We start from the raw sequence: 22,296 nt of genomic DNA, 5'->3' as shown, positions 1-22,296 counted from the left end.
CGACTTCGATTCAGCGTTCTTGCGATGAACGGAATTTGAATGACACTGTTCCGTGATGTTCAGCGAAAAGGCGGCTTACCGTCCCTTGAACTGCTTCAGGTATTCGTTGTCGGGTGAAAGCACGACTGCGGTGCTGGAACCCTTTTGCGAGAAGGTAACATCGTAGCTCTGCATTGCGCGGTAGAAATCGTAGAACGCCGGATCCTTGTTGAAGGCGTCGGCATAAGTCTTTGCCGCGGTCGCCTCTGCCGTGGCGCGGATGATCTGTGCCTGCTTCTGGCCTTGCGCCCGGATCGTGGCGGCTTCCTGCTGGCGTGCAGTGGCCATGCGGGTGAACGCGGATTCGAGCGGCGTGCCTTCGGGCAGGTCGGCGCGCTTGATCCGCACATCAAGCACTTGGGCGCCATATTCGCGTGCTTCGCGATCAAGCCCCTGCCTGATCTGTTCCATCGCGCGGCCACGGTCGGCCGTCAGCAGCGAACCGAATGTGCGCTTGCCCAGTTCCTGCCGCAGCGCGGAGTTCATGATGGGCTGAAGCTGCTGCGCCACGCGCTCGGTCGTGCCTGCCGTTTGCACCATGCGCACCGGATCGATGATGCGGAAACGGGCGAAGGCATCCACTTCAAGGCGGCGCTGGTCAGCCGAAAGCACCTGCTGGCGTTCCATGTCGAGATCGAGGATGCGCTTGTCCACCTCAACCACCTGTTCAAGGAACGGGATGCGGAACACCACGCCCGCGCCGGTCTGGCCGAAATCGGTCTTGGGGCTGAACCGGTTGACCACACGGTCTGGCTGGCCCAGCCGCACGATCACGGCCTGCGTCGTCTCGTCGATCACTTTCAGGCAGCTTGCCGCCGCCAGCAGGCCAAGGCCCGCCGCGATGATCACCGCTTTCTGTTCCTGCCACAGCGTTTGCAAGGTCATCTTACTGGCCTCCTTCGCTGGATTGCGGCGCGGCTTGGGTGCGCTTCATTTCGGGCAACGGCAGATAGGACTGCACGTTCGGCGCTTCCACCACCACCTTGTCGGTCTGGCTCAGCACGCGCTCCATCGTTTCATAATACATGCGGCGGCGCGTCACTTCCGGGGCGAGCTTGTACTGTTCGTAGACCTTGTCGAACGCGGTCGCTTCACCGCCAGCGCGCGCGGTAAGCTGCTGCGCCCACGCCTGCGCGCGGTTGATCTCGCTCTGCGCGTCCTGTTGCGCGGCCAGCACTTCCTTGAAGGCATCGACCACCTTGGTCGGCGGATCGGTCTTCTTGATGTCTACGCCCTGAATCATCACGCCCGCGCCATAGGCATCGAGTACGCGCTGCATCCGGTCGCGCACGTTCTGTTCGATCTGCTGGCGGCCCGACCCCATCGCGTCGTTCAGCGTCACTTCGGCAATCGACTGGCGCATCGCGGCTTCGGCCACTTCGCGCACGGTTTGCTGCGGTTCGGCCAATTGGAACATGAACTGCTTCAAGTCCTTGATGTTCCAGCGGACCAGATAGGTCAGGTCGACAAGGTTCTGGTCGCCTGTCAGCATCAGCTTTTCGCCATCGCCTTCGGGGATGGATTCGCTGCGCACCGAGGTTACGTCTTCAAGCGTGACCGACTGGATCGGCCAGGGCAGGGTCAGCGCCGTGCCCGAATCGAGCGTGCGGCTATAGGCGCCAAACGTGGTGACCACGCCCTTTTCCTGCGGGGAGATCAGGTGCACCATCGACGTGCCGAGCCACAGCACCGCCACGGCGGCGATGCCGAATGGCAGCCACGATTTTCCATCGGGGCGCTGCGGCAGGCGCGGCATGGTGGGGCCACGACCACCGCCGCCGCTTCCGCCGCCACCGCCCTTGCGGTTCTTGAACAGGTCTTCGATGTTGGGACCACGGCGCTGGCCCGCATTGCCGTCCTTGCTCGGAGTGCCCGATTGTGGGGGCAGCCACGGGTTGCGCGGGCCTTCGGTGCCGGGCGTTCCAGCAGGAGGCGGCGCATCGCCAGTGCCTTCGCCGAACGGTGGCGCATCGTTGCCCCCGCCCGAACCCCACGGGCTTTTTTTCCCGGTCATGAAAAGGCCCTTCTCCCGGCCAAAACGCGCGATCAATCCGCCCAAGTCTGTCATGTCTTCGTTATAGGAACCCTTCCCGCGAAAAACAGTGTCCATTCCCGAAAATTCATCTGCTAGGGGCGGTAAAGCGGCTCTGAAGCGGAGCGGAACAGGGAATTGATGTGAGCGTCGAAGAACAAGCACTGCGCGAGGCACTGGCTGAAACGGCAGGGGACCGCCTGCAATCGCTGAAGCTGGCCGATGGCGTGGCCACGATCATGCTCGAAGTGGGCGGGCTGGAGCGACTGGATCGCGACAAGCTGGAAATGGCCGTGCGCGACGCAGCGCGCAAGGCGGGCGTGGCCGATCTGCGCCTTGGCATGACGGCAGAGCGCAAGGCGCGCGTGATCATCGCGGTGGGATCGGGCAAGGGCGGCGTGGGCAAGTCCACGCTCTCGGCCAATCTGGCAGTGGCGATGGCGCGGCTGGGGCGCAAGGTGGGGCTGGTCGATGCCGATATCTATGGCCCTTCGCAGCCGCGCCTGCTTTCCACCGAAGGCCGCAAGCCTGAGGCTGAGGGCAACAAGATGCACCCGGTGCCCTCGCCCTATGGCGTGCCGATGCTGTCGATGGGGCATCTTGTGCAGCCGGGGCAGGCGATTGCGTGGCGCGGGCCGATGGCGGGCAATGCGCTGGGCCAGTTGATCGATGCGCACTGGGGCGAGACGGAAATTCTGGTGGTGGACCTGCCGCCCGGCACCGGCGACGTGCAGCTTACCATGCTGGCCAAGCACAAGCCTGCGGGCGCGGTCATCGTTTCGACACCTCAGGATCTGGCGCTGATGGACGCCACGCGCGCTATCGGTCTGTTCGAACAGGGGCAGGTGCCGCTGATCGGCATGGTTGAAAACATGGCGGGCTATATCTGCCCGCACTGTGGCGAGGAAAGCGATCCCTTCGGCGTGGGCGGAGCCGAAGCGGCTGCCAAGGTGATGAAGCTGCCGTTCCTGGGCCGGGTGCCTTTGGACATGGCGATCCGGCGTGAGAGCGACGCAGGGAATCCGCCTGCCGCCGGAGACAGCGCGCAGGCCGAAGCGTTCCTCAGCATCGCGCGCGGCGTGCTCGCTTGGCTTGACGGGAAGCGCTGACCGGATGCGCCTGACGCGGCGAGGGTTGCTGGTGGGGGCAGGCGTAGGCGGGGCACTGCTCATCGCCTTCCCGCTGCTGCCGCGCCGCCATCCGGTGCCGCTGCTGGCAGGCAAGGGCGAACATGTCGTAGATGCCTTCCTGAAAGTGGGGCGGGTTAAGGGCAGTAAGGACTGCATTCTCACTGTGGCCGTGCCTCTGTGCGAGATGGGGCAGGGCATCACCACGCTTGTTGCGCAGATCGTGGCAGATGAAGCCGGCGCGGACTGGCGCAAGGTGGCGGTAGAGGCTGCGCCGATCAGCCCGGCCTATGCCGACCCGGTCTTGTCCGCCAAATGGGCACCGCTGTGGATGCCCGCTTTCACATCGCTGGGCGAAGATGCCGATGGCACACTGGCCCGGCTCCATGCCGAACGCGGGCCATTGATGGTCACAGCCGATGGCACGGCCCTCGCCGCCTTCGAAACCCCCTTGCGTGAGGCAGGCGCGGCTCTGCGCGCGATGATGGCGCAGGCGGCGGCGGACAAGTGGGACGTGGGCTGGGAAGAGTGCGATACGAAGGACAGCTTCGTCATCCACGGAAGCAAGCGCCTGTCCTTTGCCGAACTGCTCGATGCGGCGGTGGATTACGATCCGCCCTCGGTCCCGGTCCTGCGCGCAGAGCCGCCGCGAGAGACCCCCGGCCAATTTCCCGAAGGCGCGCCGCCGCGCCATCCCCGGCTCGATCTTCCGGCCAAGGTCGATGGCAGTTTTACCTTTGCGGGCGATGTGCGTCTGCCCGGCATGGTCTTCGCCGCCATCGCGCATGGGCCGCAAGGGGCCAGCGTGCTGTCGAGCTATGACAAGCAGGCCGCCGCTGCAGTGCGGGGCCTTGTCACCGTGGTCAAGGCCAAGCGCTGGCTAGCGGCAGTGGCGACAGGCTGGCACGCGGCGGACAAGGCCGTGCGTGCGATGGAGCCACGCTTCCGCTCCGATGGTCCGATTGCCGATAGCGAAAAGACGCTGGTCGCGCTCGACAAGGCGCTGACCAAGGGGGAGCCGACGCGCCTTCTGGCCGAAGGTGATCCCGATGCTCTGCTGGCCAAGCCTTCGCTGTCGGTTCGTTACGATGTCGAAGCCGCGTTCCATGCTCCGCTCGAAACCGCCAGCGCCACCGCGCGGTTGCGGCACGGCAAGCTGGAACTGTGGATCGCCACCCAAGCACCCGAACGTGCGCGACGTGCAGCGGCAAAGGCGGCTGATATCGCGCGGGCCGATGTGATCGTCTATCCGATGCAGGCAGGCGGCAGTTTCGATGCGCGGCTCGATACCCGAATTGCGGCTGAAGTCGCCACGATCTGCAAGATCGTGGGCAAGCCGGTGCAGCTTACCTATTCGCGCTGGCAGGAAGCGCTGGCAGGCATTCCGCGCACGCCGCTTTCGGCGCAGCTTGATGGCGCGATCAGCCCGGACAAGACGCGCGTGCTGGGCTGGCGCGCGCGACTGGCGGTTCCGGCCACCGCGTTCGAATCGGGCGCTCGGCTGCTGGACGGCTGGGGCTTGAAGCAGGCGATGGACTTGCAGGATCAAGCTGATCCGATGGCCTGCGAAGGCGCGCTGCCGCTCTATCATATTCCTGAAAAAGCGGTGGATCAGGTACCGCTGGCCCTACGCCAGCCCACCGCGCGCTTTCGCGGGCAGGCGCATGGCTACACCGCCTTTTTCACCGAAAGCTTCATCGATGAACTGGCCGATGCGGCGGGCAAGGAGCCGCTTTCGTTCCGCGTCGGGATGCTCGAAGGTGAACCGCGTCTGGTCGCCTGCCTCCAAGGTGCCGGGCGTCTGGCGCAGTGGGGTGGCGGGATCGAGGCTTCGGGGCAGGGCATCGCCTGTCACCAGATGGAACTGGCCACTGGCGGCGGCATCACGCGCAAAGGCCTGATCGCAGTTGTCGCCACCGCGCGGCAGGAAGCGGGCGTGGTGCGGGTTGAGCGCCTGAGCGCCTACGCCGACATCGGCCGCGTCATCAACATGGATATTGCCCGCCAGCAGATCGAAGGCGGGCTGATGTTCGGACTTGCCCATGCCGTTGGCGGGGCAAGCAGTTATGCCAAGGGGCGGCCCTTGGCAGGGCGCCTCGCGCAATTGGGGCTGCCCCTGCTTGCCGATTGCCCCAAGGTCGATATTGCCTTTGCCGACAGCAACGAAGACCCGTTCGACCCCGGCGAACTGGGCATGGTCGCGGTGGCCCCCGCCATCGCCAATGCTCTGTTCTCTGCCACGGGCGTGCGCTTCCGCCGTCTGCCGCTGATTTCCGAAGGCTTTTGAACCTTCGCCTGAGGATTACAATGGAACGTCCCGCCGATCATCCCAATGTGCTTACCGGCAAGGTCGGCGTTCTTGTCGTGAACCTTGGCACGCCCGACGCGCCCGATGCGCCCGCGGTGAAGCGCTATCTCAAGGAGTTTCTCTCCGATCCCCGCGTGGTCGAAATCCCTAGGCTGATCTGGCAGCCGATCCTGCGCGGGATCATCCTCAACACCCGGCCCAAGAAATCCGCTCATGCCTATGGACAGGTGTGGTCGGAAGACGGCTCGCCCCTCGCCGCGATCACCAGGGCGCAGGCGGCGGCTTTGCAGGCGCGGCTGGGCGATGCCGTAATCGTGCGCCACGCCATGCGGTATCAATCGCCCGTGATGGCGCAGGAACTCGACGCGCTGCTGGCACTTGGGTGCGAGCGCATTCTCATCGCTCCACTCTATCCGCACTATTCCGGCGCGACGACTGCTTCGGCGCTCGATGCCGTGGCAGACTGGATCAAGGCGCGCCGTCGCCTGCCCGCGCTGCGCACGTTGCCGCCCTATCACGATGATCCGGCCTATATTGGCGCGCTTCATGCGGACATGGCGCGGCAACTCGCCGCGCTGGATTTCACGCCCGAACTGCTGCTTCTGAGCTACCACGGAATGCCGGAGCGCACGCTGCATCTGGGCGATCCCTATCATTGCCATTGCCGCAAGAGCTCGCGCCTCCTGGCCGAACGCTTTGCGCAGAGCCACCCCGGCCTGCGTCTTGAAACCACGTTCCAATCGCGCTTTGGACGCGCCAAATGGCTGGAACCCGCAACCGATACCGTGCTGATCGCGGAAGCGGAAAAGGGCACGCGCCGCGTGGCCATCGCCGCCCCCGGCTTTTCCGCCGATTGCCTCGAAACGCTGGAGGAACTGGCGATTCGCGGGGCTGAGGACTTTGAGAAGGCGGGCGGCACCCACTTCGCCGCGCTGGCCTGCCTCAATGCGGGGGATGCGGGCATGGACATGCTCGAAGTGCTGACCCGGCGGGAGCTTTCGGGCTGGATCTGAACAACAGGCTTGGCCACTGCTGACAGGCATGTTAATTGCTCGGTTAAATCAGAAACCGGGAGACATTATGGCCAGCCTAGCGCCCGACGTTGCCGCGAACCTCCACACAGAGAGCGCCAACCCGCACTGGGTGCGCCTCGGTGGCGATCACAAGCTCGATCATATTCCCGGCGAGGATGGCTGGCCCGTGCTGGGCACCACCCTGATGCAACTGGCCGATCCGCTGGGCTTCCAGAAACGCATGGTCGATGTTTACGGCCCGGTGTTCCGCACGCGCAGCTTCGGGCGGCGCGGGGTGAACCTGATCGGTGCCGAAGCCAACGAACTGGTGCTGTTCGACCGCGACAAGCTGTTCTCGAACGAACAGGGCTGGGGGCCGGTGCTCAACCTGCTGTTCCCGCGCGGGCTGATGCTGATGGACTTCGACGCGCACCGCGTTGATCGCCGCGCGCTGTCCATTGCGTTCAAGCCCGAACCGATGCGCGCCTATTGCTCGGTGCTCAACACCGGCATCGCTTCGGCGCTATCGCAGTGGGGCGGTGATATGCGGTTCTATGATGCGATCAAGGCGTTGACGCTCGATACCGCCGCTTCCAGCTTTCTCGGCCTGCCGCTGGGGCCAGAAGCGGACCGGCTGAACAAGGCCTTCGTCGATATGGTGCAGGCCTCGGTCGGCGTGGTGCGAAAGCCCCTGCCGTTCACCAAGATGGGCCGGGGTGTCGCCGGGCGGCGGCTGATGGTTGAATACTTCGGGCGTCTGGTACGCGAACGTCGCGCCAGCCCGGGGCAGGACATGTTCAGCCAGTTCGCGCTGGCTACCCGCGAAGATGGCACGCTCCTGCCGGAAGACGTCGTGGTCGATCACATGATCTTCCTGATGATGGCCGCGCACGATACGATCACGTCGTCCGCCACGGTGCTGTTCTGGCAACTGGCGAAGAACCCGGCCTGGCAGGAACGCCTGCGTGCGGAGGCTCGCGCCGTGACTGGTGGCGATGCTCTGCCTCTGGCCTATGACGATCTGGGGCGAATGGAATTGACCGAGATGGCGTTCAAGGAAGCGCTGCGCTTCATGCCGCCGGTGCCCAACATGCCGCGCCGGGCGCTGCGCGATTTCCGTTTTGGCGGCTATGACATTCCCGCAGGCACCCCCATCGGCATCAGCCCGGCGGCGGTCCATGCCGATCCGGCGCACTGGGACGCGCCGCACGTGTTCGATCCGCTGCGCTTCACGCCCGAAAAGGTTGCCCGCCGGCACAAATATGCGTGGGTGCCATTCGGCGGCGGCGCGCATATGTGCCTGGGCCTGCACTTTGCCTATATGCAGGTGAAATTGCTGGCGAATCATATCCTCACCCGCTTCGAAGTGGCGATGCAACCGGGCGCAGAGCCGCAGTGGCAGGCATGGCCTATCCCCAAGCCGCGCGATGGCTTGAAGGTTACGCTTCGCCCTTTGCAGTGATCGAAACCGGAAGCGTGCCGAATCTGTTGACGATTCGCGCCACTGCGGTTAAGGGCCGCGCTTTCCGATGGGACATCCCATCAACCCATGAGAATTCACGCGGCCGCCTTGCGCGCCCGCCAAGGCACGAGAAACAGGAACATCATGGCCAACACGCCGCAAGCCCGTAAGCGTATCCGTCGCAATGCAGTTCGCGCCGAAATCAACGGCAACCGCCTGTCGCGCATCCGTACTTTCGTCAAGAAGGTCGAAGCCGCGCTTGAAGGTGGTGACAAGGCTGCTGCTGCGGAAGCGCTGAAGGCTGCACAGCCGGAAATGGCTCGTGGCATCGCTCGTGGCGTGCTGCACAAGAACACCGTCGCGCGCAAGATGTCGCGCCTGACGAAGCGTGTTGCCGCGCTGTAATTTGCGCAGTCTGATCTAACAGAATCAGACCATTTCGGGCGAATCGCGGAGCTATCCGGCACTGCTGATTTGAATCGAGACGGCACAAAAATGGAACGGGGCTGACGAGCGTATCGTCGGCCCTTTTCATTTTTTGCATCCATGAACGGTTCAAGTCTGCGCTGTAACACTGTGCAGTTGCAGCAAGTCACGGAAACTACGCGATTCGCACGGGATAAGGGTTGGTCATAAGTAAAAACCGTTATAAATCAGCACTTTGACGCATCTCTGCGGGTTAGCGAGAGTCAAGGGCATTTATTTCAGTTTTTTTGCGCGTCCCCGGCTTGCGCGAAGGCACCGATGGCCAATAGACAGAGCGAACCGGCGGCGGGAATCACTCCTAACCGGTGTCACTTGAAATTTTTCCGACCAAGCCTGTCGCTTGATGCGCGGCAGGAAGGGATCACTCGTGCCTGCGTACCGGGGGGTGTGTCAGGCACGGCAGTCGAGGCAGCTAGGCGTGAAGATTGAAGATTACGCAGGGGGCAGCACTGGCGGTTCGGCGAGCATCGCCCCGCTCGGCAACGACCGCAACATGATGGCCCAGAATATGGCCGGCACCAGCACGACTGGCAAGAAAGGCAAAGAAAACGCGATGATCGAGGACCAGGAAGCGCTGGATCTGGCAGCAGACTGGTCCGACATCAGCCAGGGGCTGAAGAAGGATCTCGGCTCGCAGTTGCACGCCCAGTGGATCAAGCCGATTCAGCTTGGCGCATTCTGCAAGGAAACCGGCACGCTCGACTTGTTCCTGCCAACCGAGTTCTCGGCCAACTGGGTGGCGGATCGCTTTGCCGATCGCCTGAGCCTTGCGTGGAAGATCGCGCGTTCGGAAGTGCGTCAGGTGCGCATCACCGTGCACCCCCGCCGCCGTTCGATGCCCGAGCTGCGCGTCGGAGGCGAAGCGCCGGTGCCGGTGCGTGCCTCGGCCCATCTGCCCAGCCACCTCAATGCAGGCCCGGCAATGATCGATACCGCGCTGTCGGGTCTCGATCCTTCGCTGACCTTTGCCGAATTCGTTTCCGGTTCGGCCAATGTGCTCGCGGTCAACGCTGCGCAGCGCATGGCGGCCATTGAAACCCCGCAGTTCTCGCCGCTCTATCTCAAAGGCTCGACCGGGCAGGGCAAGACGCACCTGCTCCACGCCATCGGTCACGCCTTCGCCGCCAACAAGCCCGGCGCGCGCATCTTCTATTGTTCGGCCGAACGCTTCATGATCGAATTCGTTCAGGCCATGCGCTCGAACGAGATGATCGAGTTCAAGGCGCGGTTGCGCGGCTTCGACATGCTGCTGGTGGATGACATTCAGTTCATCATCGGCAAGGCTTCGACGCAGGAGGAATTCCTCCACACCATCGATGCGCTGATGAGCGCGGGCAAGCGTCTGATCGTGGCCGCAGACCGTGCGCCTCAGGCTCTGGACGGCGTCGAACAGCGCCTGCTATCGCGTCTTTCGATGGGCCTTGTGGCTGATATCCAGCCCGCCGATATCGAACTGCGCCGCAAGATCCTTGAACACCGCCTCGCCCGCTTCAGCAGCACTCAAGTGCCGGCAGACGTGATCGAGTTCCTTGCCCGCACGATCAATCGCAACGTGCGCGAACTGGTCGGCGGCCTCAACAAGCTGATCGCCTATGCTCAGCTCACCGGCCAGCCCGTCTCGCTGCAACTGGCTGAGGAGCAGCTGACCGATATCCTCTCGGCCAACCGCCGCCGCATCACCATCGACGAAATCCAGCGCACGGTCTGCCAGTTCTACCGTGTGGATCGCACCGAAATGGCCTCCAAGCGCCGCGCCCGCGCTGTCGTGCGTCCGCGTCAGGTGGCGATGTATCTCGCCAAGGTGCTGACTCCCCGGTCCTACCCGGAAATCGGTCGCAAGTTCGGCGGACGCGATCACTCGACTGTGATCCACGCCGTGCGCCTGATCGAGGAACTGCGCACGCGCGATGCCGATATGGATGGCGATGTGCGAACCTTGCTGCGGCAGTTGGAAGACTAAGGAAAAGGGCGAGGGTCACAACCCTCGCGCTCCCGGAAATTGGTGCTGGGTTGAAAGCCAGTGCCCCGGCGAAGCCGTATTATTGGAGCCGCTTCGCGGATTGGTGCTGTCCCTTTGAATAATGCGCCAAACTCATGGGAGCGCGAGGGTTATGACCCTCGCATTTCTCCTTCTTTCTCCCTAATTGCGTCCCATGACGCCTGATCGCCTGAACCGCTTCGCCCGCCACATCGTCCTGCCCGAAGTGGGCGCAATGGGGCAGGCAAGGCTTGCGCAGAGCCATGTCGTGTTGGTCGGCATGGGCGGTATCGGCAGTCCCGCCTTGCAATACCTCGCAGGCGCTGGCGTAGGGTGCCTCACGCTGATTGACGACGATGTGGTCGAGGCCAGCAACCTGCAACGCCAGACGATCTATACCGAGGCCGACATCGGTCAGTCCAAGGCCGAGGCGGCTGCTGCGTGGGTGGCGCAGTTCGATCCCGCTTTGGATGTTACCGCCCATGTTGCCCGCATCACGCGCGATAACGCTGCCGAACTGATTGCCGGGGCCGATGTGGTGCTTGATGGCTGCGATAACTTCGCGACGCGCCTTGCCGTTTCGGACGCTTGCGTAAAAGCGAGCGCGCCGCTCACCAGTGCCGCGCTGGGGCGCTTTCAGGGACAGGTGGCGAACTTTGCTGGGCATCGCGATGATCACGCCTGCTACCGCTGTTTCGTGGGCGATGCCTTCGATGCCGAGGATTGCGATACCTGCGCTGATCTTGGCGTGCTGGGGGCGATGGTCGGCATGGTCGGCGCGTTCGGCGCGATGGCGGCAATGCGTGTGCTGCTCGAAGGCGTCTCGACGCTGGGCGATCCGCATTGGGGGCAATTGCATGTGCTGGACGGCCTGAAGCCCTCCTTGCGCACGATGCGCATAGCGCCTGACCCGGAATGCAGCGGGTGTAGCGCGGCAGCGTAACAGCGCTGCTCAGGCCAAAGAAAAGGGCGCGAGGACCGAAGTCCCCGCGCCCTCTCTGTTTTGGCTTGAGCCCGCTTCTTACGAAGCGAGCTTGCGCAGCACGTAGTGCAGGATGCCGCCGTTCATGAAGTATTCCACTTCGTTGGCGGTATCGATGCGGCACAGCGCGGTGAAGGTCAGCTTGGTGCCGTCCTTCTTGAGCACTTCCACTTCCACGTCCTGACGCGGCTGCAGATTGGCAACGCCCTTGATCGTGAAGGTGTCGTCCCCGGTCAGGCCCAGCGAGGTACGGTTCTGGCCTTCCTTGAACTGCAGCGGCAGCACGCCCATGCCAACAAGGTTCGAGCGGTGGATACGCTCGAAGCTTTCGACGATAACGGCGCGCACGCCCAGCAGGTTGGTGCCTTTGGCCGCCCAGTCGCGCGAAGAGCCGGTGCCGTATTCCTTGCCCGCGATCACCACGGTCGGAACGCCATCGGCCTTGTGCTTCATCGCCACGTCGTAGACCGAGCCAACCTCGTCGCCATAGCGCGAGAAGCCGCCTTCGGTGCCGGGGACCATTTCGTTCTTGATGCGGATGTTGGCAAAAGTGCCGCGCATCATCACTTCGTGGTGGCCACGGCGCGCGCCGTAGGAGTTGAAGTCCGCCTTCGAAACCTGATGCTCCATCAGCCACTGGCCAGCGGGGCTGTCAGCCTTGATCGAACCGGCAGGGCTGATGTGGTCGGTGGTGATCGAATCACCCAGAATCAGCAGCGGCTTGGCTTCGATGATGTCGCTGACCGGAGCCGGCGTCATCGACATGCCTTCGAAGTAGGGCGGGTTGGCGACATAGGTCGATCCAGCGCGCCAAGAATAGGTTTCCGAACCGGTGACGTTGATTGCCTGCCAGTGCGCATCGCCCTTATAGACGTCGGCATAGCGTGCCTGGAACATGGCGCGGTCCATGCAGCCTGCCATCGTGGTGGCGACTTCGCTGTTCGAAGGCCAGATGTCCTTCAGATATACGTCAACGCCGTCCTTGCTCTTGCCGATGGGGGTGGTGGTGAAGTCTTCGATCACCGTGCCCTTGAGCGCATAGGCGACGACCAGCGGCGGCGAGGCGAGGAAGTTTGCGCGCACGTCTGGCGAAACGCGGCCTTCGAAGTTGCGGTTGCCCGAGATCACGGCGGCGGCAACAAGGCCGTTGTCGTTGATCGCCTTGCTGATCGGCTCGGCCAGCGGGCCGGAGTTGCCGATGCAGGTGGTGCAGCCATAGCCGACGAGGTTGAAGCCCACCGCGTCGAGATGCTCCTGAAGGCCGGCCTTGTTCAGGTAGTCGGTGACGACCTGCGATCCCGGTGCCAGCGAGGTTTTGACCCACGGCTTGGGCTTGAGGCCCAGTTCGTTGGCCTTCTTCGCAACGAGGCCTGCCGCCACCAGCACGCCGGGGTTCGACGTGTTGGTGCACGAGGTGATCGCTGCGATGGTCACGTCGCCGTCACCGATGTCGTAGTCGGTGCCTGCCACCGGAACGCGCTGTTGCGCCTTCTTGTAGGTGTTCGCCATGTCGGCGTTGAACACGTCGTCCACTTCGGGAAGCGAAACGCGGTCCTGCGGGCGCTTGGGGCCAGCGAGCGAGGGCACCACGGTGCCAAGGTCCAGTTCCAGCGTCGATGAGAAGATCGGTTCGACCGCAGGATCGATCCAGAAGCCCTGCTCCTTGGCATAGGCTTCGACCAGCGCGATCTGCGATTCTTCGCGGCCCGTCAGGCGCAGGTAATCCAGCGTCTTGTCGTCGATCCCGAAGAAGCCGCAGGTTGCGCCATATTCCGGCGCCATGTTGGCCAGCGTCGCACGGTCAGCCAGCGACAGCGCGGCAAGGCCGGGGCCGAAGTATTCGACGAAGCGGCCAACCACGCCATGCTTGCGCAACAGGTTGGTGCAGGTCAGCACGAGGTCGGTCGCGGTCACGCCTTCCTTCAGTTCGCCCGTGAACTTGAAGCCGACCACTTCGGGAACCAGCATCGACACGGGCTGGCCCAGCATCGCGGCCTCGGCCTCGATCCCGCCAACGCCCCAGCCCAGCACGCCAAGGCCGTTGACCATCGTGGTGTGGCTGTCGGTGCCAACGCAGGTGTCCGGGTAGGCCACCGTCACGCCGTTCTGGTCGATGCTGGTCCACACCGTCTGCGCGATGTTTTCAAGGTTGACCTGATGGCAGATGCCGGTGCCCGGCGGCACGGCGTAGAAGTTGTTGAGGCTTTTGGAACCCCACTTGAGGAAGTCGTAGCGCTCCATGTTGCGCTGATATTCGATTTCCACGTTCTGTTCGGCGGCCTTGGGGTGGCCGAATTCGTCCACCATGACCGAGTGGTCGATCACAAGGTTTACCGGGACCAGCGGGTTGATCTTGCTGGTGTCACCTCCCAGCGTGGCGATGGCATCGCGCATCGCGGCAAGGTCGACCACGCAGGGAACGCCGGTGAAATCCTGCAGCAACACGCGCGCGGGACGATACTGGATTTCGTTGTTCGATTCGGCAGGGTTCTTCTGCCAGTCGATCACGGCCTTCACGTCATCGGTCGAAACGGTAAAGCCGCCGTCTTCGAAGCGCAGGAGGTTTTCCAGCAGCACCTTCATCGAGAAGGGCAGGCGCGAAATGTCGCCAAACTTCTCTGCGGCCTTGTTGAGCGAGTAGTAGGCGAACTCCTTGCCGCCCACGGTCATCGTGCTGCGGGTGCCGAGTGTATCCTGTCCGACCTGGGTCATGGCTGTGCGTCTTCCCTCCTGTCGCGGCCGTTGCTGTAAGGTGCCACGCGGGGAATCGCCTGAGCCCAAAAGCCCAAGGGCGGCGCGGCGGATTACGGCCAGAAAGCCCGTGCGCGATGCGCGCAAACCGGCCATGCGTCAAGGGCGGGAGCGCGCCATTTTACGCATGCGCAGCACAATTTTTCGGCCAATACGCTTTATTGATTTTCAATAGCAATAGTACGCTCTTGCGATGACTTCGCACCGCGCGTGGCATAAAGACACCCTGCCACGATCAGCGCTACACCGATCAGCATCGGCATCGTCACCGGTTCGGCAAAGGCCAGCCAGCCAACGATCGCAGCCCAGATGAAGGCAGTGTATTCCAGCGGCACCAGCACTTGCGCTTCCGCTCTGCCATAGGCCCAACTCAGCGCCATGAGAGAAGCGGCCGAAAGCCCCGCCGATACGATCAGCAGCCACCACACCGTCTGGTCGGGCAAGGGGGCGAACCACCATGCGCCCAGCCCCAGAAACAGGAACTGCACCAGCGTCTGAAAAAAGGCGACCTCTTCCGGCTTGGCCACCAGCGCTTGCTGGCGTTGCAGCACGATGTTCCAGGCATAGAGCACGGCTGACACCAGCGTGGCGACCAGCCCTTTCACCGCCTCTCCATCGGCAGGTCCATTAAACTTGCCGCCCGCGATCACCGCCACGCCGATAAGCGCCAGAACGGATCCGCCAATCGCTGCAGGCCGCACTTTCTCGCCCAGCAGCAGCGCCGCCAGATAAAGCGCGATCAGCGGCGCGATGAAGGACAGCGCGATGCCCTCGGCCAGCGGCAGCCGCACGATGCCATAGAAGAACAGCACGGCCATGACCGAGGCAACCACCCCGCGCAGTGCATGAACCTTCAGCACCGCCAGTGTTGGCCAGCCCTGCCCGCGCATCAGCCAGATCGGCGCCATGATCACCGTTCCGGCAAGTCCGCGCCAGCACATCGCGGCATAAGCGCCGACAGCCAGCGATGCGGCTTTCATCACCCCGTCCATGACCGAAAACATCGCAAGGCCGAGCATGGCCGCAAGGATCGGGAGCAAAGGGAGGCGTGGCTCGTTCATCACAGAGCCATAGGGAAAAGATGGCAGTGGCAAAAGGCCGCGATTCAGCGTTCAGACAGGCACCGTGCTTGATAGTGCAACCGGCTTGGGGCAGGACGACAGAGTGATCAAGGCGCGTCTCCGGACGTCACCGCGCAAGTGAACAGGGAATGGAATCGAGTGATACGCAAGTTTGACGGGAACCGCGCAGGCGCAACGGTTGGTGCGGCGATCATGGCCCTGACCTTGGCTTCTGCCCCGGCGCAGGCCCAGTCCGCCCGCAACAGCGGACCAGTAGACCTGACCCGGCAGGCGCAACCTGCTCCGCAATCCACACCGACGCCAACCGTAGACGCACCCGCGCCGGCGGTGCCTGTTACCGCGCCTGTGGCACCCGTGCCCGCCCCGCACTGGACGCAGGCCGATGCACAGGCACTGCTCGTGGCGATCAAGGCGGTCGGCAGCGAAGGCCTGTTCCCCAAGGATTATCAGCCCGATGCGCTCTCCGCCGCCATCGTGAAGGGCGAAGGCAAGGAACTGGACGAAACAGCCACGCGCCTGTTCGGCTGGCTGATCGAAGATTACCGCGATGGCCGCACCCCCATGCCTGCCCGCGTGCAGTGGTTTGCCGTCGATCCCGATCAGGACGTGAACCCCACCCAGTTGATCATCGCCTCGGCGCTGGAAAAGCACGATATCAAGGGCGCGCTTGTCGCCCTGCTGCCCACCCACCCTGATTACGCCGCGCTGAAAGCTGCCCTGCCCAAGGCGACCACACAAAAGCAGGCCGCGCAGATCCGCGCCAATATGGACCGCTGGCGCTGGCTCGCGCGCGATCTCGGCTCGCAATATCTGCTCACCAACGTGCCCGAACAGATGCTGCGGCTGACCGTGCGCAACAAGATCATCAAAAGCTACAAGGTCGTCGTGGGCAAGCCGGGCCGTACTGCCACGCCGCAGCTTGCCGAAACCGTAGAAGGCGTGATCTTCAATCCTACCTGGACCGTGCCACAGTCAATCGTGGCGGGCGAAGGCCTCGGTGCGCGACTGGTCAACAACCCACGCCAAGCCGAGCGCGAGGGCTACAAGGTGACCAAGGCCGCCGATGGCACGATCTATGTCGTCCAGCAGCCGGGCGACAACAATTCGCTGGGCCGCATGAAGCTCGACATGCCAAACGAACACGCGATCTTCCTGCATGATACGCCCAGCAAGGCCGCGTTCAACCAGCCGGTGCGCGCGCTCAGCCACGGCTGCATCCGTGTCGAAGGCGCAGTGGAACTGGCAATGACGATGGGCATTCTGGGTGCCGCGATGACGCCGGAAGATGCGGCGCTGGCGCACACGTCGAAGATTTACACCAAAGTCCCGATGACCAAGACCTTTCCGGTCTACATCACCTACTTCACGGTTGCGCGCGACGTGAACGGCATGTTGCGATCGTTCACCGATATCTACAACCGCGATGCCCCGGTCCTCGCCAGCTTCGCCAAACCGCGCGAAGAGCACACGACCCAGCGCAAGAGCACCGAGGAAGTGATCAAGCTGGATAATCCGCTTTAAGGTGAGAACACGGCTCAGCGTGTGCCAGCGCAAGGTGCGTTATGCGAGCCGGGAGGACGCCACCGAGGCCGCGCTGAAAAGCGGCCTCGTCCTTCACCCCTATCGGTGTGACCGCTGCTGGCGCTGGCATCTGACCAGCCGCACCAAGGGGCGACGCATAACACGCCCCTGATCCTCCCCGTTTTTGCCGTAGGCACAAATGGGGAGGTGGCATTCGCGCCAGCGAATGACGGAGGGGTTCTTCTTTCCAACCCTCCACCACCCGCTGCGCGGGCGGTCCCCCTCCCCGCCTGTGCTTCGCAAAGACAGGGAGGATCGCAAATGGAGTTACCCCAACCCCAGCCGATCCGCATAGATCAGCCGCCCGCCAGACAGATGCCACAGCGCTTCGTTGAAGTCCGCCTCGCTCATCGCCAGGCAGCCGTCAGACCGGCCCAGCTTGCCCCATTTTGCCAGCATGTCTTCGTTCGCGTACCATGCCGGATGCAGCACGATGGCGCGGTCGAGCGCGTTGGAATTGTCGGGCGTCAAACCGCCAAGCCGGATCGAGGTGCCGTACTTGCCCTTGTACCATTCGTAGGTGACATAGGCCCCGCGTGATGTGGCAAGGCTGCCCACTTCGTTGGAAAAGGTCTTGAGAAACCCATCGTGTTCAGGATCAGACCCGCGCCCGTGGGCGACAAGGAAGGAGCGCACGCTGCCACTTTCCAGATTGGCGAAATGGAAGCGCGGGAGAGACGATGGCATCGCGAAATCGGCAATCCCGACGATATCGGTGCGCCACAACGCAGCGCGATGCTGTTCGACCTTTTCCTTCGCCAGTTCCAGCACACGACGGTGTTGTTCATTGGGATAATAGACCGCAGCCGCCACGCGCGGCGGCACCACGGCGGCAACGGCACTTGCCGCTACGCCTGCGATTACCGTTCGCCGATCGACTTTCATGCTCATGTTCAGTCCCGTATCACACCGCGTCCTTACCGGGCGTGAACGGCGCATTCTAGCCAATTGCGCCAGAAATTCCAGCCCGTGCGCCCGGCTGCGCGCCAAGCTGAGCCAATGCGGTCCCATCCACGCGCATCACCGTCCATTCGTCCATGAACTTCGCGCCCAACGCCTTGTAGAACCCGATGGCCGGTTCGTTCCAATCGAGCACAGACCATTCCAGCCGTGCGCAATCACGTTCCGCCGCCAGCGCCGCCAGATGCGCCAGCAGCGCCTTGCCCAGCCCGCTTCCGCGCGCTTCAGGTTGCACGAACAGGTCTTCCAGATAGATGCCCGGCTTGCCTTCGAAGGTGGAGAAATTGTGGAAGAACAGCGCAAACCCCTGCGCTACGCCATCCACTTCGCCAATGACGACTTCGGCATAAGGCCGCGGCCCAAACAGCTTTTGCCCCAACACGGCCTCATCGAAGCGCACCTCGTGCGCCAGCTTTTCATACTCGGCCAGCGCTCGGATCAGACGGGCGACAAGCGGTAGATCGGCGGAGGTCGCAGGGCGTAGGGTTATGGTCATGGCGTCAGGCGAATGTGCACGGCAGAAGCGTTACTCCGCAGCCTCGGTAACGTTCCCCGCATCGGTGGTTGCCGCTTCGATTTCGGCGGCCTTCTGTTCCACCAGCGCAACGATGTGATCGAGCATGTCTGCCGACTGCACGTGATGGTCGGTCACGCCGGAAAGGTAGACCATGTGCTTGCCGTTGCCGCCGCCGGTCAGGCCGATATCGGTTTCGCGCGCTTCGCCGGGGCCGTTGACCACGCAGCCGAGGACAGACAGCGAAATCGGCGTCTTGATGTGGCTGAGGCGGCTTTCGAGCGCTTCTACCGTGCGGATTACGTCAAACCCCTGCCGCGCGCAGCTTGGGCATGAAACCACGCGGACGCCGCGCGTGCGCAGGCCGAGGCTTTTCAGAATTTCGAAGCCGACTCGCACTTCTTCCTCCGGCTCTGCCGAAAGCGAAACACGCAAGGTATCACCGATACCCGCCCAAAGCAGGTTGCCGATGCCTATGGAGGATTTGACCGTACCGCCGATCAGACCGCCCGCTTCGGTAATGCCGAGATGAAGCGGGCAATCCACCGCTTCGGCAAGACCCATATAGGCTGCGACCGCAAGGAACACGTCGCTGGCCTTAACTGCTACCTTGTATTCGTGAAAATCGTGGTCCTGCAACAGCTTGATATGATCGAGAGCGGATTCGACCAGCGCTTCGGGGCAAGGCTCGCCGTACTTTTCCAGCAAGTCCTTCTCAAGGCTGCCCGCGTTCACGCCGATGCGGATCGCGCAGCCGTTGGCCTTGGCGGCGCGGACCACTTCGGCCACGCGGTCTGACGATCCGATATTGCCGGGATTGATGCGCAGGCACGCCGCGCCCGCATCGGCGGCTTCCAGTGCGCGTTTGTAATGGAAATGGATGTCCGCGATCAGCGGAACGCGCGCGGCCTTTGCGATCTTCTTGAAGGCGGCGGTGCTTTCCACATCGGGGCACGACACGCGAATCAGGTCTGCGCCCGCGTCTTCGCAGCGACGGATCTGGTCGATCGTGGCCACAGCATCGGACGTGAGCGTATTGGTCATGGTCTGCACCGTGATCGGCGCATCGCCGCCAACGGGAACCGCGCCAACCATGATCTGGCGGCTCTTGCGACGCGCGATATCGCGCCAGGGACGAATGGAAGACATGGGCGGTCCTATAGGCGCAAACGGTGAGTCCTGAAATACACCTAGATGCACCTAGACGCACCTAAGTGCGTTTAAACGGCTCCGGCGAACATGAATTCGGGGTCAATATGGTCCCCAACGGCAAAGGTGATGTCGGCCACTTTGGCCAAGCCATAACGCTGATAGAATCGCTGCGCTTGGGGGTTGTGCGCATAGACCGAAAGCTGCATTTCATCCGCGCTCCATTCGCGGGCCTCCGCCAGCGCCCAATCCATCAGCCTTGCACCGTGGCCGCGTCCGATCAGGTCGGGGTCGGTGTAAAGCTGCTTGAGCTCCATCGGCGCGGCGGCGGCGGTGCGTGCGGGCAGGGTGCTGTGGCGCACGATCTTGCAGAAGCTGGCGAGCTTGCCACCTTCATCGATGACCGCGATCTTCATGGCGGGATCGGCAAGTTGTGCGGCAACGGTCGCTTCAGAGTGCGATTCGTCAAGAAATTGCGCAAGATTTTCAGCGCTATAGAGGTGGCCGAACTTCGCCACAAAGGCGCGGCGGCCAAGATCTGACAGGGCTGGGATATCGGCGGCAGTAGCAGGGCGGAGCGTCATGGCTCCGCTTTACTCCGCACCGCAGCGTGATTCCAAGCCCGTCAGCTTGCCTTTTCGGCCTTCACCTTGGTGTAGGGCACGAACTGGCCAAGACCCACCGAACCGCGCCAGAAGCCGACGGTGCGATCAATCATCCGCACGATATCGACATTGCAAAGCTGCGAACCCCAGGGCGTGGTCAGCATGATGTCATCGTCATCAAGCGAGGAAGCCCCGGAATCCGGGCGGTTTACCCAGATCGTATTGCCTGCTTCATAAACAATCGCGGTCTTGTCGTAGATGCGGGTGTTTATCACCCGGGGCATGTAGATGCAGTTCACCGGTTTCCCGGCAACGCGCCCTTCCAGCGCCTTTTCAAGCTTTTGTTCGGGTGTCAGACGCGGCTTGGCGTCGGCGGCGACTCCCATAAGGAGCAGCGATCCGGCGGCCAGTGCCGCAGCGATTTTGCTGGCGGTGGTCTTCATGACTGGCACTTCCTTTTGTTCGATCTGTGATCGATAGCCGAGACCGGCTGAACCCATGCTTAAAATCAGGCCGTTCCGCCCACCGTCAGGCCTTCGATCAGCAGCGTAGGCTGGCCGACACCTGCGGGCACGCTCTGCCCGCCCTTTCCGCACACGCCCACGCCTTCGTCCAGCGCCAGATCGTTGCCGATGCCGGTCACCTTGGTCAGGCAGGTCGGCCCATCACCGATCAGCGTCGCGCCCTTGATCGGTGCGCCCAGCCTGCCGTTTTCGATGCGATAAGCCTCGGTGCAGGAAAACACGAACTTGCCGCTGGTGATATCGACCTGCCCGCCGCCGAAGGACTTGGCGAAAATGCCGTTCTTCACGCGCGAAAGCAATTCGGCGGGATCGTCGTTCCCGGCGCGCATGAAAGTGTTGGTCATGCGCGGCATCGGGGCATGGGCGAAGTTTTCGCGCCGCCCGTTGCCGGTGGGGGCAACGCCCATCAGGCGAGCGTTCAGGCGGTCGTGGATATAGCCCTTCAGGATGCCGTCCTCGATCAGCACGTTTTCCTGCGTGGGCGTGCCTTCATCGTCGATGGAGAGCGAGCCGCGACGGCCCTGCCCATTGACGCCGAGCAGCGACCCATCATCGACCACGGTGACACCGGGGGCGGCCACGCGCTGGCCAATGCGGCCCGAAAAGGCGCTGGTGCCCTTGCGGTTGAAATCGCCTTCAAGCCCGTGGCCGACCGCTTCGTGCAGCAGCACGCCGGGCCAGCCGGGGCCGACCAGAACGGTCATCTCCCCCGCCGGGGCGGCGACCGATTCAAGGTTTACCAGCGCCTGTGTCAGTGCCTGATCGATAGCGCGATTCCAAGTTTCGGGCGAAAACAGATCATCATATAGGCGGCGGCCGCCGATGCCGAAAGAACCGGTTTCGCGCCGTCCGTCCTGTTCGGCCACGATGGACACGTTCAGGCGCACCAGCGGGCGCACATCATGCGCGACGAAGCCATCGGCGCGCACGATTTCCACCACCGACCACGAACCGGAAAGCGAGGCCGAGACTTGTGCCACGCGTGGATCGCGTGCGCGGGCAGCGGCATCGATCGTTTCGAGCAGCTTTACCTTGGCTTCGAACGGTACGGCATCAAGCGGCGAAGCTTCGGTATAAAGATGGCGGTTGTTCTGGCGCGGCGGCGGAGCGGCCTGTCCCTTTGCCGGATCGAGAAGTTTCAGCGTTTCCCCGGCGCGGGCGATGGCGGCGGCAGAAATTTCGTTCGCGTGGGCAAAGCCGGTCATTTCGCCCGAAACGCCGCGCAGGCCGAAGCCTGCATCGCGCGAATAGTCCGCCGTTTTCAGCCGACCGTCATCGAAGCCAAAGCTCTCGCTGGCGATGAACTGGAGATACAGTTCGCCATCATCGCAGGCCTTCAGTGCATTGGCGGTGAGCGTCTGCGCTTCGTCAGGGGTTAGCAGGCCGGAGCGGTAAAGCAGCGAGCGGGTATCCATAGCGGTCATGCAGACCGATATAAGCGCTCATTCCGCAAAGGCCATAGCAGCCTGTTCAGGCGGCTTGCGCAGTGTCCGCCGGGCCGCCCTTGAGCACGAAGCGCTTGTCGCAATAGCCGCATTCGACAAAGCCGCGTTCGTCAATTTCGAGCCACACGCGCGGGTGGCCGAGTGCGGCACCGCCGCGAATGTCGGACGCGCCATCGCAGCTTACGCGGTGATGATCGGTGAAGACGGTTTCAGGTGCCTGCATCATGTGCGCCCGATAGCAGCGGCGGCGGCAGATTT

At 63.1% G+C, this 22,296-nt stretch carries 19 protein-coding genes; 8 read left to right on the top strand and 11 right to left on the bottom strand.

Features of this window, described 5'->3' with window-relative positions; translation table 11 throughout:
* Positions 1-75 precede the first annotated feature (75 nt).
* Together hflC and hflK are read right to left on the bottom strand one after the other, a co-directional pair.
* Complete coding sequence (hflC, locus tag HGI47_RS01320; RefSeq protein WP_240949948.1) at positions 76-918, bottom strand: protease modulator HflC; 843 nt, start codon at positions 916-918, stop codon at positions 76-78.
* Between the two features lie 7 nt (positions 919-925).
* The gene (gene hflK, locus HGI47_RS01315) at positions 926-2,053 is read right to left on the bottom strand and encodes an FtsH protease activity modulator HflK (protein ID WP_206065909.1); all 1,128 of its coding nucleotides are present in this window, start codon (positions 2,051-2,053) and stop codon (positions 926-928) included.
* Between the two features lie 359 nt (positions 2,054-2,412).
* Between hflK and HGI47_RS01310 the strand changes: the two genes are divergently transcribed.
* The 7 genes from HGI47_RS01310 (at position 2,413) to HGI47_RS01280 (ending at position 11,388) form a co-directional block, all read left to right on the top strand.
* Positions 2,413-3,180: an Mrp/NBP35 family ATP-binding protein gene (locus tag HGI47_RS01310; protein ID WP_240949947.1), complete on the top strand. Its 768-nt coding sequence runs from the start codon at positions 2,413-2,415 to the stop codon at positions 3,178-3,180.
* 4 nt (positions 3,181-3,184) lie between these two features.
* The gene (locus tag HGI47_RS01305; protein WP_168850967.1) at positions 3,185-5,485 is read left to right on the top strand and encodes a molybdopterin cofactor-binding domain-containing protein; all 2,301 of its coding nucleotides are present in this window, start codon (positions 3,185-3,187) and stop codon (positions 5,483-5,485) included.
* Between the two features lie 20 nt (positions 5,486-5,505).
* Entirely contained in the window at positions 5,506-6,519 is a 1,014-nt protein-coding gene (hemH, locus tag HGI47_RS01300) for a ferrochelatase (protein WP_168850966.1), read from the top strand.
* Between the two features lie 67 nt (positions 6,520-6,586).
* The gene (locus HGI47_RS01295) at positions 6,587-7,981 is read left to right on the top strand and encodes a cytochrome P450 (RefSeq protein ID WP_168850965.1); all 1,395 of its coding nucleotides are present in this window, start codon (positions 6,587-6,589) and stop codon (positions 7,979-7,981) included.
* A gap of 144 nt (positions 7,982-8,125) precedes the next feature.
* Complete coding sequence (rpsT, locus tag HGI47_RS01290) at positions 8,126-8,386, top strand: 30S ribosomal protein S20 (RefSeq protein ID WP_168850964.1); 261 nt, start codon at positions 8,126-8,128, stop codon at positions 8,384-8,386.
* 634 nt (positions 8,387-9,020) lie between these two features.
* Positions 9,021-10,427, top strand: coding sequence for a chromosomal replication initiator protein DnaA (gene dnaA, locus HGI47_RS01285; protein WP_206065950.1), 1,407 nt, complete (start codon positions 9,021-9,023; stop codon positions 10,425-10,427).
* Positions 10,428-10,620: 193 nt separating this feature from the next.
* Positions 10,621-11,388 carry a HesA/MoeB/ThiF family protein gene (locus HGI47_RS01280; protein WP_168850963.1) on the top strand — a complete coding sequence of 256 codons (768 nt, stop codon included), beginning with the start codon at positions 10,621-10,623 and terminating at the stop codon, positions 11,386-11,388.
* Positions 11,389-11,466: 78 nt separating this feature from the next.
* Here HGI47_RS01280 and acnA read toward each other — a convergent pair whose 3' ends face one another.
* Positions 11,467-14,139, bottom strand: coding sequence for an aconitate hydratase AcnA (gene acnA, locus HGI47_RS01275; RefSeq protein ID WP_168850962.1), 2,673 nt, complete (start codon positions 14,137-14,139; stop codon positions 11,467-11,469).
* Positions 14,140-14,336: 197 nt separating this feature from the next.
* Positions 14,337-15,239: a DMT family transporter gene (locus HGI47_RS01270; protein ID WP_168850961.1), complete on the bottom strand. Its 903-nt coding sequence runs from the start codon at positions 15,237-15,239 to the stop codon at positions 14,337-14,339.
* Positions 15,240-15,401: 162 nt separating this feature from the next.
* Here HGI47_RS01270 and HGI47_RS01265 point away from each other — a divergent pair, with 162 nt between their 5' ends.
* Positions 15,402-16,781, top strand: coding sequence for a L,D-transpeptidase family protein (locus tag HGI47_RS01265; protein WP_370521612.1), 1,380 nt, complete (start codon positions 15,402-15,404; stop codon positions 16,779-16,781).
* Between the two features lie 327 nt (positions 16,782-17,108).
* On the opposite strand, the gene HGI47_RS01260 is transcribed toward HGI47_RS01265, so the two are convergent.
* The 7 genes from HGI47_RS01260 to HGI47_RS01230 all read right to left on the bottom strand — a co-directional run bounded on the left by HGI47_RS01260 (position 17,109) and on the right by HGI47_RS01230 (position 22,264).
* Positions 17,109-17,732, bottom strand: a complete 624-nt coding sequence (locus HGI47_RS01260) for a murein L,D-transpeptidase catalytic domain-containing protein (RefSeq protein ID WP_168850960.1) — start codon at positions 17,730-17,732, stop codon at positions 17,109-17,111.
* A gap of 49 nt (positions 17,733-17,781) precedes the next feature.
* Entirely contained in the window at positions 17,782-18,297 is a 516-nt protein-coding gene (locus tag HGI47_RS01255) for a GNAT family N-acetyltransferase (protein ID WP_168850959.1), read from the bottom strand.
* A gap of 30 nt (positions 18,298-18,327) precedes the next feature.
* Positions 18,328-19,464: a flavodoxin-dependent (E)-4-hydroxy-3-methylbut-2-enyl-diphosphate synthase gene (gene ispG / locus HGI47_RS01250; RefSeq protein ID WP_168850958.1), complete on the bottom strand. Its 1,137-nt coding sequence runs from the start codon at positions 19,462-19,464 to the stop codon at positions 18,328-18,330.
* Positions 19,465-19,535: 71 nt separating this feature from the next.
* The gene (locus HGI47_RS01245) at positions 19,536-20,048 is read right to left on the bottom strand and encodes a GNAT family N-acetyltransferase (protein WP_168850957.1); all 513 of its coding nucleotides are present in this window, start codon (positions 20,046-20,048) and stop codon (positions 19,536-19,538) included.
* 41 nt (positions 20,049-20,089) lie between these two features.
* The gene (locus HGI47_RS01240; RefSeq protein ID WP_206065908.1) at positions 20,090-20,512 is read right to left on the bottom strand and encodes a hypothetical protein; all 423 of its coding nucleotides are present in this window, start codon (positions 20,510-20,512) and stop codon (positions 20,090-20,092) included.
* A 65-nt stretch (positions 20,513-20,577) separates the two neighbouring features.
* Positions 20,578-22,017, bottom strand: coding sequence for a metalloprotease TldD (tldD, locus tag HGI47_RS01235; protein ID WP_168850956.1), 1,440 nt, complete (start codon positions 22,015-22,017; stop codon positions 20,578-20,580).
* Positions 22,018-22,063: 46 nt separating this feature from the next.
* The gene (locus HGI47_RS01230; protein WP_168850955.1) at positions 22,064-22,264 is read right to left on the bottom strand and encodes a zinc-finger domain-containing protein; all 201 of its coding nucleotides are present in this window, start codon (positions 22,262-22,264) and stop codon (positions 22,064-22,066) included.
* Positions 22,265-22,296 lie beyond the last annotated feature (32 nt).

This window comes from Novosphingobium sp. ERN07 (assembly GCF_012641335.1).
Lineage (GTDB): Bacteria > Pseudomonadota > Alphaproteobacteria > Sphingomonadales > Sphingomonadaceae > Novosphingobium.
Note: the sequence above shows the minus strand (reverse complement) of the source record. Positions and strands in the feature narration are given on the sequence as shown.

Coding starts and splice junctions, on each gene's coding strand:
- HGI47_RS01280 (WP_168850963.1), top strand. CDS start 10,621: ATGACGCCTGATCGCCTGAACCGCTTCGCCCGCCACATCGTCCTGCCC.
- hemH (WP_168850966.1), top strand. CDS start 5,506: ATGGAACGTCCCGCCGATCATCCCAATGTGCTTACCGGCAAGGTCGGC.
- ispG (WP_168850958.1), bottom strand. CDS start 19,464: ATGTCTTCCATTCGTCCCTGGCGCGATATCGCGCGTCGCAAGAGCCGC.
- acnA (WP_168850962.1), bottom strand. CDS start 14,139: ATGACCCAGGTCGGACAGGATACACTCGGCACCCGCAGCACGATGACC.
- HGI47_RS01305 (WP_168850967.1), top strand. CDS start 3,185: ATGCGCCTGACGCGGCGAGGGTTGCTGGTGGGGGCAGGCGTAGGCGGG.
- HGI47_RS01270 (WP_168850961.1), bottom strand. CDS start 15,239: ATGAACGAGCCACGCCTCCCTTTGCTCCCGATCCTTGCGGCCATGCTC.
- tldD (WP_168850956.1), bottom strand. CDS start 22,017: ATGACCGCTATGGATACCCGCTCGCTGCTTTACCGCTCCGGCCTGCTA.
- HGI47_RS01245 (WP_168850957.1), bottom strand. CDS start 20,048: ATGACGCTCCGCCCTGCTACTGCCGCCGATATCCCAGCCCTGTCAGAT.
- rpsT (WP_168850964.1), top strand. CDS start 8,126: ATGGCCAACACGCCGCAAGCCCGTAAGCGTATCCGTCGCAATGCAGTT.
- HGI47_RS01255 (WP_168850959.1), bottom strand. CDS start 18,297: ATGACCATAACCCTACGCCCTGCGACCTCCGCCGATCTACCGCTTGTC.
- HGI47_RS01230 (WP_168850955.1), bottom strand. CDS start 22,264: ATGATGCAGGCACCTGAAACCGTCTTCACCGATCATCACCGCGTAAGC.
- dnaA (WP_206065950.1), top strand. CDS start 9,021: ATGATCGAGGACCAGGAAGCGCTGGATCTGGCAGCAGACTGGTCCGAC.
- HGI47_RS01310 (WP_240949947.1), top strand. CDS start 2,413: ATGACGGCAGAGCGCAAGGCGCGCGTGATCATCGCGGTGGGATCGGGC.
- HGI47_RS01295 (WP_168850965.1), top strand. CDS start 6,587: ATGGCCAGCCTAGCGCCCGACGTTGCCGCGAACCTCCACACAGAGAGC.
- hflK (WP_206065909.1), bottom strand. CDS start 2,053: ATGACCGGGAAAAAAAGCCCGTGGGGTTCGGGCGGGGGCAACGATGCG.
- HGI47_RS01240 (WP_206065908.1), bottom strand. CDS start 20,512: ATGAAGACCACCGCCAGCAAAATCGCTGCGGCACTGGCCGCCGGATCG.
- HGI47_RS01260 (WP_168850960.1), bottom strand. CDS start 17,732: ATGAGCATGAAAGTCGATCGGCGAACGGTAATCGCAGGCGTAGCGGCA.